The following is a 16,703-nucleotide window of genomic DNA, read 5'->3' on the forward strand; positions in this document are numbered from 1 at the left end:
TATGCATAAATGGCTGATGGTAAAGAGTCAAAAGAAACGATTCAGAATTGCAAAAGTAAAGACAAGAGTAAAAATAGCTCTTTTTTACCAAGGGAGATTGTATCAATTCAGTTTTTAGAAAAACTATGGTTAATTGGAAAGATTATTTTTATTTTCTCAATAGTTTTAGGCTCTTTAGTCGTCTTCCCCTATATTTTGATTACTGGGGTAAATGTAGGTAAGCTTGAGCTTTCAGATGTTTGTTATCTTATTGGAATATCCATGTGTATGGGGTTTTTATTGTTGCTGTTAATGTATTTGATGTATGTATTTATACAATGGCCACTTTATTTGTTGGGGTACTATTTTAAAAATTATCGGTATACTGATTTGTTCCTAGGGGAATTGGGGTTTGATAAGGGGCTATTATTTCTTTCAACATTAGTTTGTTTTATTCCATATCTAACTTTTTTATTATTTGGGGTGTTCTTTGCCTATAACGCTGATGTAGATCTATTTTATAGATGGTTTGTTATATTTATAATGATTATCCTTGTAGCTTTGGTTTTATGGGTAGTTTTCGTGTTTGGACTTAAGAAAGGACCCTATTGTAAAATCAAAAGACGAAGGAAGAAAATTTACCAATATTCTTTTGTTATTGTTTGTATTTACATTTTTATTTCTTTAGTTGCACTATTTGTCTTAATATTTGTGCTAATAGAGTCTTTAAAACAAGTAGATATGGTTACGTCTTTGGTTTTAACTGGTATTATTCTGTTTGCCATGTTGTTATTTACTTTGTTTTCTATATCTCCAAAAAGACTAAATCAAAATTTATTAGGTAGTATAAATATAAGGAGATTTATTGTATTTTTGCTTCCATTTAGCTTTATTTATTTGCTGTTTGTTACAGGTGTTGGGGTCCAACTGTTAAGTATTAAGCAAAGTAAGGTTGATGTTATTATAAAAAGAAGCGTATTAATACCCCTGATTAAAGTGGGAACCATAGAGAAAGAGGGGGTATTAAAAAAACATTTAGATTGCTCAAATAACTCACAGTTTTGTACACTGGTGAGCGTTGATATTCTATTTCAAGGTATTGGCTCTAATACTAAAATCAGAGTCCCTTTATTAAAAGATCGAGACATTGTTGTAACACTACCAAATTCCTCAATTATTGCTATTTATGATGCGCCTATAAAAGCTCATAATAAGACCGACACTAATAAGGACAAACCATGAAAATCCTCAATTTACGATTCAAAAATTTAAATTCTCTGTATGGTGAATGGTCAATTGATTTTAATGATCCTGATTACATAGATAATGGCTTGTTTGCAATTATAGGCCCAACTGGAGCGGGTAAATCAACCATATTAGATGCGATTTGTTTGGCGCTTTATGGTCAAACGCCACGTTTAGAAAAAATTACCAAATCAACTAATGAAGTGATGTCGCGCCAAACTGGGGAATGTTTTGCAGAAATTACATTTCAAACAAATGAAGGTGTCTATCAATGCCATTGGAGTCAGCGTAAAGCTCGCCGTAAAGCAGATGGTGATTTGCAACCATCGAAGCATGAGATTTCAGATGTTAACAAAGGAAAAGTATTAGAAACATTGGGCACAGAAGTCAAAAAACTTGTTGCTCAAAAAACAGGAATGGACTTTAAGCGCTTTTGTAAATCGATTTTGTTAGCACAAGGCGGCTTTACTGCCTTTTTAAAAGCGTCATCAGATGAGCGCTCTGAAATCTTAGAGCAAATGACGGGTTCTGAAATTTATAGTGATATTTCCAAAATGGTGTATGCGCGTGATAAGCAGGAAGCAGATAAAGTCATATTACTACAGAAAGAGCTAGAGGGTATTCAGGTATTATCACAAGAGAAGCTGACACAGCTAAATAATGATCTTGTCATTAATAAGTCATTGATTGAGCGATTAGATATTAGCGAAAAAGTCTTAAGTGATAAAGTGAATTGGCTTCAAACCATTGAGAAGCTTCAACATGAGGTGTCGCAACTACAAAAGCAATATGAGGATATACAGCAACAGCAAGACGCATTCAAACCAAAACAGCAGCAATTGATCCGTTTACAGCAAGTCAAAGAGATTAATCCAATTTATGAGGCCTATCAGAGTGTTTATGCTGAGCTAAACAAAGTGAAAGATCAGATTGATACTTTGCAGCTTAAGCGTCCACAGTTACAAAAAGATGCGGATAAATTTGTAGAAAAATCTAATGAGGCAAAAGCAGCTTGGCAGCAAGCTAAAGAAGCTCAAGGAGAACAAACTCCAATCATTAAAGACGTGCGCAAGCTTGATCATAATATTCAATATAAACAAGATCAAATGAATCAGCTTGAAAAGAGAGTTAATGCATTAAATACTGGCTTGACGAACCAACAGCAGCAGAGAGAAAGTATCCAACAAGATATCATTAAGCTTGATAAAGCCAATCAAACCAATACGCTATACACTCAGCAATATGCGGTAGATGAAGATTTAATCGCTGATTTTCAAGGTGTTCAATTACAAATCAGTTCAATTACAGATAAGCACAATGCACTTAATGGTTATTATACTGAAGTTGAAAAGACGCAGAAGCAACTAGATCAAGCTGTGCAGCAACAAGAGCAATGCCAACAAACGGCGAATATTGCTAATAATGATTTAGATCAAGCTAAGCAGTATTTGGCAACATTAAATCTTAATCTTGAAAGTATATTGGCAGGTAAGCAGCTTGAAGATTATGAGGAGACTTTAGAGCTTAAACTGCATATCCAAGAGCAGCAAAAAGTCATTATTCATTTAGAAAAAGAGCGTCACAAGCTCATTGATGGTGAGGCTTGTCCTTTGTGTGGTGCATTGGATCATCCTTATACACAGGGCTTACCAGTCTTTGATGCCGATGATGACATTAAAGCATTAAAATCACAGATTAAAAAAATAAAAGCATCGCAAAAAGAAGTTGCTGAACAAGAGAAGCAGGTCGCTCAAAAGGGGCAAGTGCATGGGGATTTAACGACACAGTTACGTGTGGCAGATGAAAAAGTAACAAATGCCAAATCAGCATTAGCTAAAGCAAAAGAGCAACTGTCACTAGCGCAAGAAAGCGTATCAAAGGCAATGTGTCAATTTAATGAAGTGTTAAATAAATATGGCATGGTAGTAACACATGTTAAGCAACTCTCTGAAGTCAATGATCAGCTGCAACAACGTTTGAATCAATGGCAAAAAACGCAACAGGCACTGCAAAACTATGAACAACAAAAACAACAGTCTACTGAGCAACTAAATCTTGTTGAACAGCAAATTAAGCAGAGCAATATGTCTATACGACAAGAGCAAGAAGCAATAGCTAATCTCAGTGAAGAAAAGAAAGTGCTTGTCCAAGATCGGCAACAGTTATTTGCAGATAAAAATCCCGATGATTATGAGCAGCAATTGCAACAAGCAGTTGATCAGGCTCAAAAGCAATATGATCATTTTGCTAAAGAGGTAAAAGCGATTGATGATAAAATACTTGAATTGAATACTCAATTAAGTACCTATCAGGCATTGCAAATAGAAAAAGATAATGAGTATAGGCAGCGGCAACAAGATTTTTATGAGCAGCTAAAGTCATACAATATGATGGATGAAGAGGCCTTTGAAGAGCTTTTAAAGCAAATAGATCAAATCAAGCCATTGCAACAGCAAGCGGAGCAATTACAAAATCATTGGCGTGAGATAGATAGTCAATTAAATGTTAAAAGGAATGAGTATAACCAACTTCATAATGCGCCATTGACAGAGGAAAAACTGGAAAATTTGCTGCAGCAGCAACAGTTTATCCAAAATGAAAAGCAACAAACGTATGAGAGCTTAGGGTCATTAAACACACAATTACAAGCACATGATAATGCCGTTCGGGCATTTGAAAATAAGCTAGCGAGTGTTGAGAAGCAAAAAACACAAGCGCAAAAATGGGCAAATCTTAGAGTGTTGATTGGTTCACAAGATGGCAAAAAGTATCGCAACTTTGCCCAAGGCTTAACGTTTGAGCTGATGGTTAATTATGCCAATCAGCAATTACAACAGATGAGTGATCGCTATTTGTTAGTGCGTGATAGCAATGAGCCTTTAGAATTAAATGTAATTGATAATTATCAAGCAGGAGAAATACGCACGACAAAAAACCTCTCAGGAGGTGAGAGTTTTATTATGAGCCTAGCTTTGGCACTTGGTTTATCCAAAATGGCAAGTCAAAAAGTTCGTGTTGACTCTTTATTTTTAGATGAAGGTTTTGGGACATTGGATGAAGATGCGCTAGAGATGGCATTGGAAGCATTATCACATTTGCAGCAAGATGGTAAATTAATCGGTGTGATTTCGCATGTCCCAGCACTTAAAGAGCGTATTAGCTCGCAGATCAAGGTCACTCCAATTTCAGGCGGGAAAAGTGTATTAAGTGGTGTGGGGTGTTGATGTGGTTAATAATTGGCAAGATACCCCTCATTTTTTGATGGATTTGAGTAGATAATCAATATGACAAAATTAGTAGATGTAACAAAGCAAGAACAAATTAATAATGCAATAGCAATATTAAGGGCGTGGCATAAAGTTGAGTTTTTTCAACCTTATAAAATTCCAGATGATAGTAACTACGAAAATAAAGGAGTTAAAATTACATTTGATGAACTACAAAGGCAGCAGGATGCTATTTTACCTTGGTTAGATACAAACGCCAGACTTCAGATAGGTCTTTATCCAGAACAGCATGCAATGTATACACTACATATCAATCTATTTGATTTAAACGAAATAAATACGATAGTTGATAATGTGTTTAATGAAGTATCAGATGGTTATCAAGAAGTAGAATGGGAAGAGCGCAAAGATGAAAATTTAACAGAAGGTTTTAGCTGTTATGCCAAGTTAACCGTTGATCAAAATGGAACGCCTTTGTTTGATACTATGTCAGTAAGTACATTGCCTTGGGCTTTGGGTAAGCTTTGTCAAAATGCTTTAGATCAACTTGTAATGACAGAGTTTGAAAAAAGTTGTGAGAAATTGCAAGAGGGCTTGTGTCGTATAGAAAATGAGCTTCCACTACATCCTGATAATGAGGGTTTAAAAGTTTTAAATTCAAGTTCATTATATAAACTTAGTAAGTTGCTAAATGATTGGGCTAATTTAAATCTGGAAGATAATCTTTGGCTTTTTAAAATTGATTGGAAAGAAATTAAAAGTAACAAAAAAGAAGAACAGCTAAAACTATTAAGACATGATGGTATGGAAGACGGTTCATCTCGAGATAACCTGTTATCTGATAGACGTGAGGAGGAGGAAGAGGAAGGTGCTCAAGAAGCTGATGAGGAAAATGATGCAAATGAATTTGTAATGCCTATTCTCAATAGCTTTTATATAGAAGATATCGAAAGAGTAATTTGCTTTTTATCAGCAGGCTTTGACCATAAGCCATTAATGAGCTATTTAAGCTTTGTTGATGAAAAACATGTTGATTTATACACTCCAAATGCGTTACCACTAATTGCAGATAAGTTGTCACCAGATATGACGCCAAGAGCAAGATGGCCTTCAAAAATATCACATCAGATGTCTTTAATGCAGCAGTTTGCTATCAATACGGTTTTTGACGAATTGCATAATGAGGGAGTGCTATCAATAAATGGACCGCCTGGAACCGGTAAAACAACGCTGTTGCGTGATATTGTTGCTGAAAATTTGGTTAATCGATCGAAGGTATTGGCTTCTTTTGATGATGTTAGAAAGTCATTGGATGAGCAGTTTTATCCTAAATCAGAGCTTTTTGGCTTTGAAATGGTTGTTGCATCATCTAATAACAAAGCAGTGGAAAATATTTCAAAAGAGCTCCCCTTGAGGAAAGACATTGATGGTTTATTTAGTGATTTATCCTATTTATCATCAGTTGCTAATCAAGTAAACGCTAAGAAAAGGAAAGGGCACTTGCAAGCAATGAATGACCAAGAGCATTGTTGGGGCTTGATTTCAGCAGCAGGTGGAAGCTCACGTAATAGAAAGAATCTAGTAGATAGAATGTTTTATACAAAGCATTACCAACCATATTCAGAGCAAGAAAGTAAACGTCCAATAGGATTTGATTACTTAAACTTTTGGCGCTGGCGAGATGTGGAGCAAGAAAAAATAGAAAGCTTTTCACAAGCAAAATATAAATTTAATAAGAAATATGATGAACTGGAAAGATATCGAGATAAGATTAAAAAATTTCAGGAGTTACAAGCATATTTTAAAGAATATAATAAAGATAAGGCAACGATAGAACAGAGGCAGGCACTAGATGTTGCTAAATTGGCTTATGAAGATTATGTTGCACTAAATGAGTCTATTGAGGAGAAATGCAAACGTTTTGAAGAAAGAATTAAGTTTATAGAGGACGAGCTTAGCCTTTATAAAAAACCTCATTGGTTATCATATCTTTTTAAAAGAGCAAAAGTTAAAGCCTACCAAAATCAGTTAAGCACCATAACCAAAGAGTTGCTTGAGCAAAGAAAATTGTACCTATCATTTAAAGATACGCATGTGGACTTTGATAGGAAAGTGAAATTAAATCATCTAAAAAACAATCTTGAAAAAGCTCAAGAAGCGCTTGGTAAAGCGGTTTTACAATTTAAAAACAAAGAAGCTTTATTTGAGGAATTAAATCAGTCATTAGTGGATTTGCGTATACCCTGTCATGCTCATAGTATTTATGATGTAGACACCCAAAGACAAAGTTATTGGCAAAGTGAGTATTTAAATTGTTTAAGATCTGAACTATTTGTTTGTGCAATGCATTTACATCAATCTTGGCTTTATGAAGCCAGTTGCTATGAACTATTTAGGCAAAATGTTTTGTTTGGGTTAAGTCAACTTTTGCAAGGAGGATGTCAAATAAGGCAGGAAACCTTATGGAAATCTCTGTTTTTGATGGTTCCCGTTTTATCTACGACATTTGCATCTGTTGGAAATATGTTTAGATCAATTGGATGTGCGCAGTTGGGTTGGTTAATGATTGATGAGGCTGGTCAAGCAGTTCCTCATGCAGCAGTAGGTAGTATTTGGCGTGCGAAGCGAACAGTTGTAGTTGGAGATCCTTTGCAAATTGAACCTGTTTTTACGACACCACAAAAATTAGTTGATAAGCTCATGGATAGTGTCTTGCCAAACTCATATCAAGATTGGTTACCCTACCAGTATTCTGTTCAGCAGGTAGCGGATCGAGCAAATCAATATGGCTGTAATATATCAATTAATAATCAGAAAACTTGGATTGGTATTCCTTTGTGGGTGCATAGAAGGTGCATTGATCCTATGTTTAGTGTGGCAAATAAAATAGCGTATGAAAGCCGGATGATCCATGGCTTTGAAAATGAAAAAATACAACCACAGCTTCATTCTAGCTTGGGGCAGAATAAATGGATTCAGGTCAGCGGTGTTTGTACGGTTAAGCAATATGTGCCAGAAATTGGAGAGCGAGTATCATATTTATTACAGGAGGTTACTAAAAATAGTAAGAGCGCACTGAGTAGTATATATGTGATTACGCCATTTAAGGCAGTAAAGAAGGAACTACAAGCATTGATGTATCGACTTATGAGTCAGTCTAGTATCTTTAATAATGTGGGGTATAAGGAATTGAGTTTTTGGATTAAGAATAATATTGGTACAGTTCACACTTTCCAAGGCAAAGAAAATGAGACGGTTATTCTTGCTCTGGGTTGTGATCAACAAAATGAAGGGGGTGCTTGGTGGGCTTCAGGTAAACCAAATTTACTCAATGTGGCAATTACTCGAGCAAAGAGGAATTTATATGTGATTGGGGATTGGAATATTTGGGGGCAAAAGAAATACTTTAAGGAGTTGTATCAGCAATTGGAGAGGAATAAACGCATCGAAAATGTTTGCTAATTGCTAGCTTAAAGTTTGGAAGGAACCCGTTCACAAATCCTTAATATGACGAAGCACATTGCTATATTCTAAAATCAGTCGATCTTGCGTGATTAAGGTGATTCCTTCAACAGCCGATTGAGCGATTAAAGCACGATCAAATGGGTCTTTATGAATATCAAGTGTTAACGTGCGTAACCAATTGGCGTGATCAGCTAGAAAGGGCAAAGATTGTAATCCGGATTCTTCAAGATGATTGGTAAAATCAGGAGCAACTTTGAGTTTGCCAATAGATTCTTTAATAGCGATTTCAAAGATACTCATTGCACTGAAAAAGATATCATTATCAGTGTTTTCAATGATTTTGGTCAGTTTGGCTGATAGTTTTTGAGGCTCATATAATAGCCAAATTAAATAATGGGTATCGAGTAAATACATTTATTCACCATAAAAGAGTTGGTCAATAGCATCATTGGGCGCGTCAAAATCTTCAGCCATGTAATATGCTGTGTTAGAAAGCTTTCCAATAATGCGTTTTTTCTTTTCCACAGGAATAATTTTAGCGACTAATTTTTTGTCGCGTGTAATTAAAATCTCCTCACCAGAGGTTGATACTAAATTAATCAGCTTGGGGAAGTTTTGTTTGGCATCGCCAATACCATAGATATGATGCATAAGACCTCGCTAAATTAAGTTATTCATTTGATCTTTTGCTAATATAGTTGAATATTCCCTACTTGTCCAAGTGTTTGTTATTTAATGCCTAAAATGCCTAATGCCAGTAAACACCATAGCTATACCATGCTCGTTAGCTGCATCTATGACTTCTTGATCGCGCATGGAGCCACCTGGTTGGATAATGGCGCTAACCCCTGATTTGGCAGCGGCATCTATGCCATCGCGAAACGGGAAGAAGGCATCTGATGCCATCACTGAATGCTCAATGCTTAAGTTAGCATCGTGCGCTTTTTCAATGGCAATTTTTGAGCTAAATACGCGACTCATTTGTCCGGCACCTATGCCGACAGTCATATTTTTTTTGGCGTAAACAATGGCGTTTGATTTAACAAATTTCACCACTTTCCATGCAAATAACAGGTCTTGTAACTGTTCATCAGTCGGCGCTTTATGAGTGACGATCTTTAATTCATTTTGATCTAGCTGATAAATGTCTTTATCTTGGACTAACAGTCCACCTTCAATTTTCTTCAATTCAAGCTCAGCAAGATTTGGTTTTTGATCATAACCACAAGCCAATACACGTACATTGGGCTTAGCTGCGAGTGCTTTTAGCGCTAAATCATCCACTTCAGGGGCAATAATAACTTCAACAAATTGTTGATTAATAATTGTTTGTGCAGTTATCGCATCAAGCTTTTGATTACAGGCAATAATGCCGCCAAAGGCTGAGGTTGGATCGGTTTGAAAGGCTTTTTGATAGGCTTCGGTTAATGAGCTTGCCACGGCAACGCCACAAGGATTGGCATGTTTAACAATAACACAAGCAGGTAAGTCAAAGCTTTTGACACACTGTAAAGCCGCATCGGTGTCAGCAATATTATTATAAGATAATGCTTTGCCTTGTAATTGTGTCGCCTGTGCTACTGAGGCATTAGGGTAATCAGGTTCAATATATAAGGCAGCTTGCTGGTGTGGGTTCTCACCATAGCGCATCACTTCGGCTTTGTTAAACTGTAGATTGATTGTATTGGGGAAGCTCTGTGCTTTCTCTCCAGTTGCTGGATTTAATGTGCCTAAATGATTAGCAATCATGCCATCGTATTGTGCGGTGTGTTCAAAGACCTTACATGCCAAGCTAAAGCGTGTCGCAAAGTCTAAAGCACCATGATTGTCATTTAGTTTTTGTGTAATGCCATTATAGTCATTAGGATCACAAATCACGGTAACATCTTGATGGTTTTTTGCCGCTGAGCGCAACATTGTCGGACCACCAATATCAATGTTCTCAATCGTTTCGCTGAAACTGACATTCGGTTTTTCGATCGTTTGTTTAAATGGGTATAAATTGACAACAACCAAATCAATATTCGGGATATCATGTTGCTGCATAACCGCTTGATCGATATCGCGTCTACCTAGAAGTCCACCATGGATTTTAGGGTGCAGAGTTTTGACACGCCCATCCATCATCTCAGGGAAGCCCGTGTAATCTGATACTTCAATTACGGGAATATTAGCGTCTGCTAATAGCTTGGCAGTGCCGCCGGTTGATAATATTTCAATATTGAGTTTTTGCAGTTGCTTGGCAAAGTCAACAATCCCTGTTTTGTCAGAAACACTAAGCAAAGCGCGTTTAATTGATCTCACGAGATTTCGCTCCAAAAGAGTACGTTAAAAGCGAGGTGATTGTATACTCATCACAAATCATTTTACAGTGTTTTTTGCGTTGTATAGCTAGTGCAAACCACTTTATAGTATTTCTGTCTTTAGACTTTTAGCGCTTTGACTTTACTCAGGGGGTGATTGGCATTATTGGCTGAGCGTTAGTCGAAGCTATCCAATGTCTTTGTATTTCCCTTCGACTTCGCTCAGGGTGCGGTAGAGCTTATTGGTTGAGCATTAGTCGAAGCCTCTTGTTGTTTTTATCCTTACCTTTTGACTTTGCTCAAGGTGCGACAAATAATGTAATATATCTTGATATATATCAATTTCGGCTCTATGCTTTATATAGGTTACTCATTAGAGGTGTTTTGTGATGATTCATACAGCGAAATTATTCATGAATGGGCGTAGTCAAGCCGTAAGATTACCTAGTAGTTATCGTTTTGACTGCAAAGAGGTTTATATCAGACGTCATCCTGAAACGGGTGATATTATTATTTCTAAAAAGCCAGGCTCGTGGGAGGATTTCTTTGAGATGAAAGAAGGCAAGAAGATCCCTAAGGACTTTATGGCTGATAGAGATGATGAAATGCCATCACAGAGAGATTTGTTCTGATGGTAAATACAAAGCGCTACATGCTTGATACCAATACAGCAAGTTATATTATTAAAGGTGATTATCCTGCACTTAAAACACATCTTATCAATGTGCCTATGTCGAGCATTTGCATCTCAGCGATTACTGAGGCTGAATTGTTATTGGGTGTGGCTAAAAAGCTGAGTGCAAAACATTTGCCGATGATTGTTAATGAGTTTCTACTGCGTGTCGAGATCTTGCCATGGACATCACAAGCGGCAAAAGTTTACGCAAAATTACGCGCAACCTGTGAAAAAGAGGGTAAGACATTATCATGCATGGACATGCTCATTGCAGCGCATGCAAAAGCTGAAAATGCAGTATTAGTGACAAAAGATGGAGCCTTTTATCATTTGTCAAAGCACCTTGAGCTAGAAGATTGGACAAACGATGAGTGAAAAAAATAGAGAATGAATAATGTGGTGAGCCTTACCGTGAAAGTGGGTCGCGGTAAGATATTCAGCCAACAATGCCAATTGCACCATGAATCCAGTCGAAGGTGAACGCAAAGGCAATAAGTGGCTTCGACTAACGCTCAGCCAGCGTATACAAGGTAGGGAAGAGAAGAGAAGAGATTATGTTAGTAGCCTGAGAACTACGCTGTAATTTTCTTGTACTTAATGCGATGTGGGTCAACTGAGTCATCGCCGAGGCGTTTTTTCTTATCTTCGATATAGGCCTCGTAATTTCCTTCAAACCATATGACATTACTTTCACCTTCAAAGGCTAAGATATGCGTTGCCACACGATCTAAGAACCAGCGATCATGCGAGATGATCATCACTGAACCTGGGAAGGCAAGAATGGCTTCTTCAAGTGCGCGCAATGTCTCGACATCAAGGTCATTCGTTGGTTCATCAAGTAATATGACATTGCCACCCTTGCGCAGTAACTTCGCTAAATGCACACGATTGCGCTCACCACCGGAAAGTTGGTGAATAAATTTCTGCTGATCAGAACCTTTAAAGTTAAAGCGTCCAACGTATTGACGTGAGGGAATCGTGTACTTGCCAACAGCGATGACATCGAGTCCATCAGATATCTCTTCCCAGACGGTTTTATTACCATCTAAGGTATCACGGGATTGGTTGACATAGGCAAGCTCAACCGTTTCACCGAACTCAACATTGCCCGCATCAGGTGTTTCAATGCCTGATACCATTTTAAAGAATGTTGATTTACCCGCGCCATTTGGTCCAATAATACCAACAATAGAACCCGCTGGGACTTCAAAGCCAAGCTGATCAATCAATAAGCGATCACCAAAGCCTTTGCTAATACCGTCAATATTAATGACCTTATTGCCTAAACGAGGTCCAGGTGGGATGTATAAGTCTTGCGTGGCATTACGCTCTTGGAACTCTTGAGAGCTTAACTCATCAAAGCGCGATAAACGTGCTTTTGATTTGGCTTGGCGACCTTTGGCATTTTGACGTACCCATTCAAGCTCTTGTTGCAATGCTTTTCTATGTGCTGTTTGTTTTTTCTCTTCTTGAGCTAGACGTGCTTCTTTTTGCTCTAACCAGCTTGAGTAATTACCTTTAAAAGGAATCCCTTCACCACGATCAAGCTCAAGAATCCATTCAGCAACATTATCTAAGAAGTAGCGATCATGGGTAATCGCCACAACAGTGCCTTTGTATTCTTGTAAGAAGCGCTCAAGCCAAGCGACACTTTCAGCGTCTAAATGGTTTGTTGGTTCATCTAGTAGCAGAATATCAGGAGATGATAATAGTAGTTTACATAGTGCAACACGACGTACTTCACCGCCTGAAAGCTTTGATACATCAGCATCCCAAGCCGGTAAACGTAGCGCATCAGCTGCAATCTCAAGTTTGCGATCAATCTCCCAAGCACCAGCTGCATCGATTTTGTTTTGTAGCTCACCTTGTTCGGCAAGCAGCTTGTTCATTTCATCATCGGACATTGGCTCGCAAAATTTCATGCTAATTTCATCAAAGCGTGTAACCAGTGCTTTTAAGTCAGCTAATGCTTCTTCAACATTGCCCTTAACATCTTTTGTTGGGTCAAGTTGTGGTTCTTGCGGTAAATAGCCGATTTTAACCCCCTTGCGAGGTGCCGCTTCACCGACGATCTCAGTATCAAGCCCTGCCATAATACGCAAAAGTGTTGATTTACCTGAGCCATTAAGTCCCAAGACCCCAATCTTGGCACCATCAAAAAATGATAGCGAAATATCCTTTAGAATATAGCGATTGGGTGGTACAACCTTACCAACGCGATGCATTGAATAAATATATTGTTCAGACATTTAAGAATCCTTAGTTTGTTTTGTAAGATGGATATAGACATAAACGCAGGCGATTGTATCAAAAAACAAATCGCCTTGGTATAGTGCTTGCAAACTGTTTTGAAATTCAAATGGAATTAAATCAACAACGATGGTGAATATGTTATTTACAGCATTTTCTAAGCACAAGATAGCCGGCAAATCCTGAAATTAATGAACCACCTAAAACACCAACTTTGACCATATTCATAAGCTCTGGTGTTGCAAAGGCGAGTGTGCCGATAAAAAGGCTCATGGTAAAGCCAATCCCACAAACCAAGCCAATGCCGTATAGTTGCCCCATAGAGAGTTGGCGTCCAATTGTGAAATATTTGGTTTTGCTAAAGAGATAAAGACTAATAAATATTCCGATTTGTTTTCCTAAGAATAATCCTAAGATAATCCCAAGTGATACCGGATGAACTAAATGAGATAAATTCATGCCACTAAAACTAATTCCTGCGTTCGCAAAGGCAAATAATGGTAAAACCATGAAGATGATCCACGGATTTAGACTATGCTCAAGTTTTAACAGCGGGGAGTTTTTCTCAGTGTGTGGAATGGTGAGTGCCAAAGCGACACCTGCAAGGGTAGCATGTACGCCTGATTGTAAAACACACAACCACATGATGACACCAACAATCATAAATGGTGCAAGTTTTCTTACACCTAAGCGATTCATGCTAATAAGTACTACAATACAGATTAGAGCGGCAAATAGTGATATAAGCGACAAGTTGCTAGTGTAGAATACGGCAATAATCACAATCGCGGCAATATCATCAAAGATAGCAATAGTGGTTACGAGTATTTTAAGTGATGTCGGAATGCGCGAACCAAGCAGTGCTAATATCCCTAAAGTAAAGGCAATATCTGTGGCTGTTGGAATTGCCCAACCATCGATATAATTTGGATTATGCTGGTTGATGAGAAAGTAGATAAGTGCAGGTACCAATAAGCCAAATAAAGCAACAATAGCAGGAATGATAATATTGGACTTACTGGAAAGTGTACCACCAACAAACTCGCGTTTTATTTCTAAGCCAACTAATAAGAAGTAAAGCGCCATAAATCCATCATTAATCCAATGGACTAGATTCTTCTGTAAAGCAAAATTACCAATGGATACGCCGGCATAAACGGTTTCTAACATATGATAATACGGACTAAGCCATGAGTTATTGACAACAATAGCAGCAACTGCCGCGGTAAATAAAATAATACCACCAATGACCTCAATGCTGAGCTTTCTCTCTTTGCTCATGAATGATTTTCCCCTTCTTGTTTTCGGATTTTTTAAACTGCTCTTTATGGTAGAGTGTTTTGAAAATTACTCAATGCGCTTTATAGCAAGTGTTTGAATAAGTGTTGATGTGATGGTGTCTTTATAAATGGAATATTCATCGTTGTTTTTAAAATACGCCTGACCTGTGCGCACGAATGGACCCAAAATAAGACCAAATACCATGCTGGTTACCGCCTCATCACTAAGTGTGCTGGTAATCTGACCTTTATTGCGATAAATCTCTAAGTAATCTAAGAGCGTTTTCCATTTACTACCTTCTGGTGCGTTACCCAGACCAAACAGCTGATTTTTACCACTTTCAAGGCGTTGCCAATCAAAAAGTCTTACAATATCAGGGTTCGCATATAATAATTGCAAGCGCATATTGATAAAGTGTTCTAGAAATTCAGCAAAATTACGGTCTTTATCCAGGTTGTGATCGCCCATCCAGCCACTATCAATCAAGAGACTAACTTTGACCTCTTGCCATAAGTGAACCTTATTCTCAAAGTAATGATAGATCAAAGATACAGGGACATTTGCTTTCGTCGCAATATCACGTAGTGATGTTCCATCATATCCTTTTTTTACGAATAATTTTTTGGCAGCATTAACAATCTTCTTTTGCCCTTTTTGTTTTTCTGTCACACATAAGCTCCTTGACGGCAATTAGAAAGCATTATACTTCTAATGGCTGGTTTTGCGAAGTCATCAAAGCATTTGGCATTCAATCTTTTTTCAATTAGGGTATAAAAACAAAATTTTATCGAGATTGATATTCATAAATTCACATTCGTTAATTGGTGAGCTATTTTCCTGTAAGTAAACTTTGACATTGCGTAAGGCAATAAATTTACCTGTTATTTCGCTATTGATGTGATCTGTTAGACGCACTCCTGTGCGTATTGATATTTCTCCTGTTATGATGTATTGATCTGTATGCACGGTAACCGGTACAAAATTACGTGTGCTATTTTTTGAGTCTGCTGCATTGTAATAAAACGGCATAATGTCATCCTTGAAAAATGTTATTGCACCTTGAGTATATACTACAATCTTGAAAAAGCGAGTTTAGCCAAACCAACGGCTAAAGAATCCAGCGCGTTCAATAGTATTATCGGCATAAACGGGAATTTCAATCACTTGGTATTCTCCCGCACTAATGACAAGTGTACCTACTTTTTGTCCTTTGTTGATGGGTGCTTTAAGCCCCGGTAGGAGTACAATTTTTTGAGTCAAGTGATTAACAAACGATTTAGGAATTGTTTTGGTGATGGTGTCTTTGCCAATGACGGTGAGTTTAGCATCTTTAGCGGCATCAGTAATAACAGTATCATCAAGTGAAATAACACTATCTTTGGTGTGCAGTAGTTGATCAGTGAATTTGCTGAAACCAAAATTCAATAGCTTTTCAGACTCCTGCTCGCGAACATAAGCGCTAGGTGAGCCAAGAATCACACTGATATAGCGCTGGTTATTCTGTACAGCAGAGGCAACTAGATTATAACCTGCTTTTTCGGTATAACCTGTTTTGATGCCGTCGGTTCCTTCAAACGTACGCAGGAGCTTATTGCGATTATGTTGAATAATGCCATTAAACGTAAACGTTTTTTCAGAATAGAGCTTATAAACTTTAGGGTAATGTTCAATAAAGCTGCGCGCTAAAATAGCCATGTCATAGGCTGTGGTGTATTGATTATCTCCAGGCAATCCATCAACTGTGGCAAAATTGGTATCGTTCATGCCAAGTGCTTTGGCAGTTTTGTTCATAAGATTAACAAAATTACTATCAGAACCGGCAATAAACTCAGCCAATGCAACGGCAGCATCATTGCCAGATTGAATGATCATACCTTTTAATAAATCATCAACGCTAACACGCGAGCCTTGCTTGACAAACATTTTAGAACCGGGTGTTTTTGCGGCGGTTTCACTTATTTTCACTGTTTGATCTAGCTTTAATGTGCCTTGGTTTAACTCACCTGCGATAATATAAGCCGTCATGATCTTGGTAAGACTTGCCGGCGCGCGTTTTTCATGCATGTTGTGATCGGCAATAATGTCGCCTGTTTCAAAATCCATCAGCAACCAACTCGCGGCATTGAGTTGAATTGGATGTGGTTTGATGATAATTACAGGTGGACTGCCTAGTGTGTTAGCAATTGAAAGTGCTGGTGTTCCGGCAAAAGCAAATATTGCGATAAAGGTACCAAAGAGTATTTTTTTAAAGTAGGTTAATTGCATTACAAGGTGTTT

At 37.7% G+C, this 16,703-nt stretch carries 13 protein-coding genes; 5 read left to right on the forward strand and 8 right to left on the reverse strand.

Going from position 1 to position 16,703, the window contains the following annotated elements; genetic code table 11:
- Positions 1 to 9 precede the first annotated feature (9 nt).
- The 3 genes from NYP54_RS10190 to NYP54_RS10200 are packed head-to-tail and all read left to right on the forward strand — an operon-like array spanning position 10 to position 7,913.
- The gene (locus NYP54_RS10190; protein ID WP_283156412.1) at positions 10 to 1,221 is read left to right on the forward strand and encodes a hypothetical protein; all 1,212 of its coding nucleotides are present in this window, start codon (positions 10 to 12) and stop codon (positions 1,219 to 1,221) included.
- Positions 1,218 to 4,448 (forward strand): SbcC/MukB-like Walker B domain-containing protein, encoded by a 3,231-nt coding sequence (locus NYP54_RS10195; protein WP_283156413.1) that lies wholly within the window; start codon positions 1,218 to 1,220, stop codon positions 4,446 to 4,448. The genes NYP54_RS10190 and NYP54_RS10195 overlap by 4 nt, the downstream gene beginning before the upstream one ends.
- Positions 4,449 to 4,508: 60 nt before the next feature.
- On the forward strand, positions 4,509 to 7,913 hold the full coding sequence (locus NYP54_RS10200; protein WP_283156414.1) for an AAA domain-containing protein: 3,405 nt from the start codon (positions 4,509 to 4,511) through the stop codon (positions 7,911 to 7,913).
- A 30-nt stretch (positions 7,914 to 7,943) separates the two neighbouring features.
- Here NYP54_RS10200 and NYP54_RS10205 read toward each other — a convergent pair whose 3' ends face one another.
- The 3 genes from NYP54_RS10205 to purH form a co-directional block, all read right to left on the reverse strand.
- Positions 7,944 to 8,330, reverse strand: a complete 387-nt coding sequence (locus NYP54_RS10205) for a type II toxin-antitoxin system VapC family toxin (protein ID WP_283156415.1) — start codon at positions 8,328 to 8,330, stop codon at positions 7,944 to 7,946.
- Positions 8,331 to 8,567 (reverse strand): type II toxin-antitoxin system Phd/YefM family antitoxin, encoded by a 237-nt coding sequence (locus NYP54_RS10210; protein ID WP_151193431.1) that lies wholly within the window; start codon positions 8,565 to 8,567, stop codon positions 8,331 to 8,333.
- Between the two features lie 81 nt (positions 8,568 to 8,648).
- Positions 8,649 to 10,220, reverse strand: coding sequence for a bifunctional phosphoribosylaminoimidazolecarboxamide formyltransferase/IMP cyclohydrolase (purH, locus tag NYP54_RS10215; RefSeq protein ID WP_283156416.1), 1,572 nt, complete (start codon positions 10,218 to 10,220; stop codon positions 8,649 to 8,651).
- Positions 10,221 to 10,608: 388 nt separating this feature from the next.
- Here purH and vapB point away from each other — a divergent pair, with 388 nt between their 5' ends.
- Positions 10,609 to 10,851, forward strand: coding sequence for a type II toxin-antitoxin system VapB family antitoxin (gene vapB / locus NYP54_RS10220; RefSeq protein WP_283156417.1), 243 nt, complete (start codon positions 10,609 to 10,611; stop codon positions 10,849 to 10,851).
- On the forward strand, positions 10,851 to 11,270 hold the full coding sequence (locus tag NYP54_RS10225; RefSeq protein WP_283156418.1) for a type II toxin-antitoxin system VapC family toxin: 420 nt from the start codon (positions 10,851 to 10,853) through the stop codon (positions 11,268 to 11,270). The genes vapB and NYP54_RS10225 overlap by 1 nt, the downstream gene beginning before the upstream one ends.
- A gap of 197 nt (positions 11,271 to 11,467) precedes the next feature.
- Here the strand turns inward: NYP54_RS10225 and ettA are convergent, their stop codons facing one another.
- The 5 genes from ettA to NYP54_RS10250 form a co-directional block, all read right to left on the reverse strand.
- Positions 11,468 to 13,144: an energy-dependent translational throttle protein EttA gene (ettA, locus tag NYP54_RS10230; RefSeq protein WP_283156419.1), complete on the reverse strand. Its 1,677-nt coding sequence runs from the start codon at positions 13,142 to 13,144 to the stop codon at positions 11,468 to 11,470.
- Between the two features lie 142 nt (positions 13,145 to 13,286).
- Positions 13,287 to 14,426 (reverse strand): Na+/H+ antiporter NhaA, encoded by a 1,140-nt coding sequence (gene nhaA / locus NYP54_RS10235; protein WP_283156420.1) that lies wholly within the window; start codon positions 14,424 to 14,426, stop codon positions 13,287 to 13,289.
- Positions 14,427 to 14,492: 66 nt separating this feature from the next.
- Positions 14,493 to 15,095 carry a TetR/AcrR family transcriptional regulator gene (locus NYP54_RS10240; RefSeq protein WP_283156421.1) on the reverse strand — a complete coding sequence of 201 codons (603 nt, stop codon included), beginning with the start codon at positions 15,093 to 15,095 and terminating at the stop codon, positions 14,493 to 14,495.
- A gap of 90 nt (positions 15,096 to 15,185) precedes the next feature.
- Entirely contained in the window at positions 15,186 to 15,455 is a 270-nt protein-coding gene (locus NYP54_RS10245) for a hypothetical protein (protein WP_117003179.1), read from the reverse strand.
- Positions 15,456 to 15,518: 63 nt separating this feature from the next.
- Positions 15,519 to 16,691 carry a D-alanyl-D-alanine carboxypeptidase family protein gene (locus NYP54_RS10250; RefSeq protein ID WP_283156422.1) on the reverse strand — a complete coding sequence of 391 codons (1,173 nt, stop codon included), beginning with the start codon at positions 16,689 to 16,691 and terminating at the stop codon, positions 15,519 to 15,521.
- Positions 16,692 to 16,703 lie beyond the last annotated feature (12 nt).

The organism is Cysteiniphilum sp. QT6929, from assembly GCF_030035755.1.
GTDB classification, from domain to species: domain Bacteria; phylum Pseudomonadota; class Gammaproteobacteria; order Francisellales; family Francisellaceae; genus Caedibacter; species Caedibacter litoralis.

Bases quoted from the DNA above. Each gene is read 5' to 3' on its own strand.
- NYP54_RS10190 (WP_283156412.1), top strand. From the start codon at position 10: ATGGCTGATGGTAAAGAGTCAAAAGAAACGATTCAGAATTGCAAAAGT.
- NYP54_RS10195 (WP_283156413.1), top strand. From the start codon at position 1,218: ATGAAAATCCTCAATTTACGATTCAAAAATTTAAATTCTCTGTATGGT.
- NYP54_RS10200 (WP_283156414.1), top strand. From the start codon at position 4,509: ATGACAAAATTAGTAGATGTAACAAAGCAAGAACAAATTAATAATGCA.
- NYP54_RS10205 (WP_283156415.1), bottom strand. From the start codon at position 8,330: ATGTATTTACTCGATACCCATTATTTAATTTGGCTATTATATGAGCCT.
- NYP54_RS10210 (WP_151193431.1), bottom strand. From the start codon at position 8,567: ATGCATCATATCTATGGTATTGGCGATGCCAAACAAAACTTCCCCAAG.
- vapB (WP_283156417.1), top strand. From the start codon at position 10,609: ATGATTCATACAGCGAAATTATTCATGAATGGGCGTAGTCAAGCCGTA.
- NYP54_RS10225 (WP_283156418.1), top strand. From the start codon at position 10,851: ATGGTAAATACAAAGCGCTACATGCTTGATACCAATACAGCAAGTTAT.
- ettA (WP_283156419.1), bottom strand. From the start codon at position 13,144: ATGTCTGAACAATATATTTATTCAATGCATCGCGTTGGTAAGGTTGTA.
- nhaA (WP_283156420.1), bottom strand. From the start codon at position 14,426: ATGAGCAAAGAGAGAAAGCTCAGCATTGAGGTCATTGGTGGTATTATT.
- NYP54_RS10245 (WP_117003179.1), bottom strand. From the start codon at position 15,455: ATGCCGTTTTATTACAATGCAGCAGACTCAAAAAATAGCACACGTAAT.
- NYP54_RS10250 (WP_283156422.1), bottom strand. From the start codon at position 16,691: ATGCAATTAACCTACTTTAAAAAAATACTCTTTGGTACCTTTATCGCA.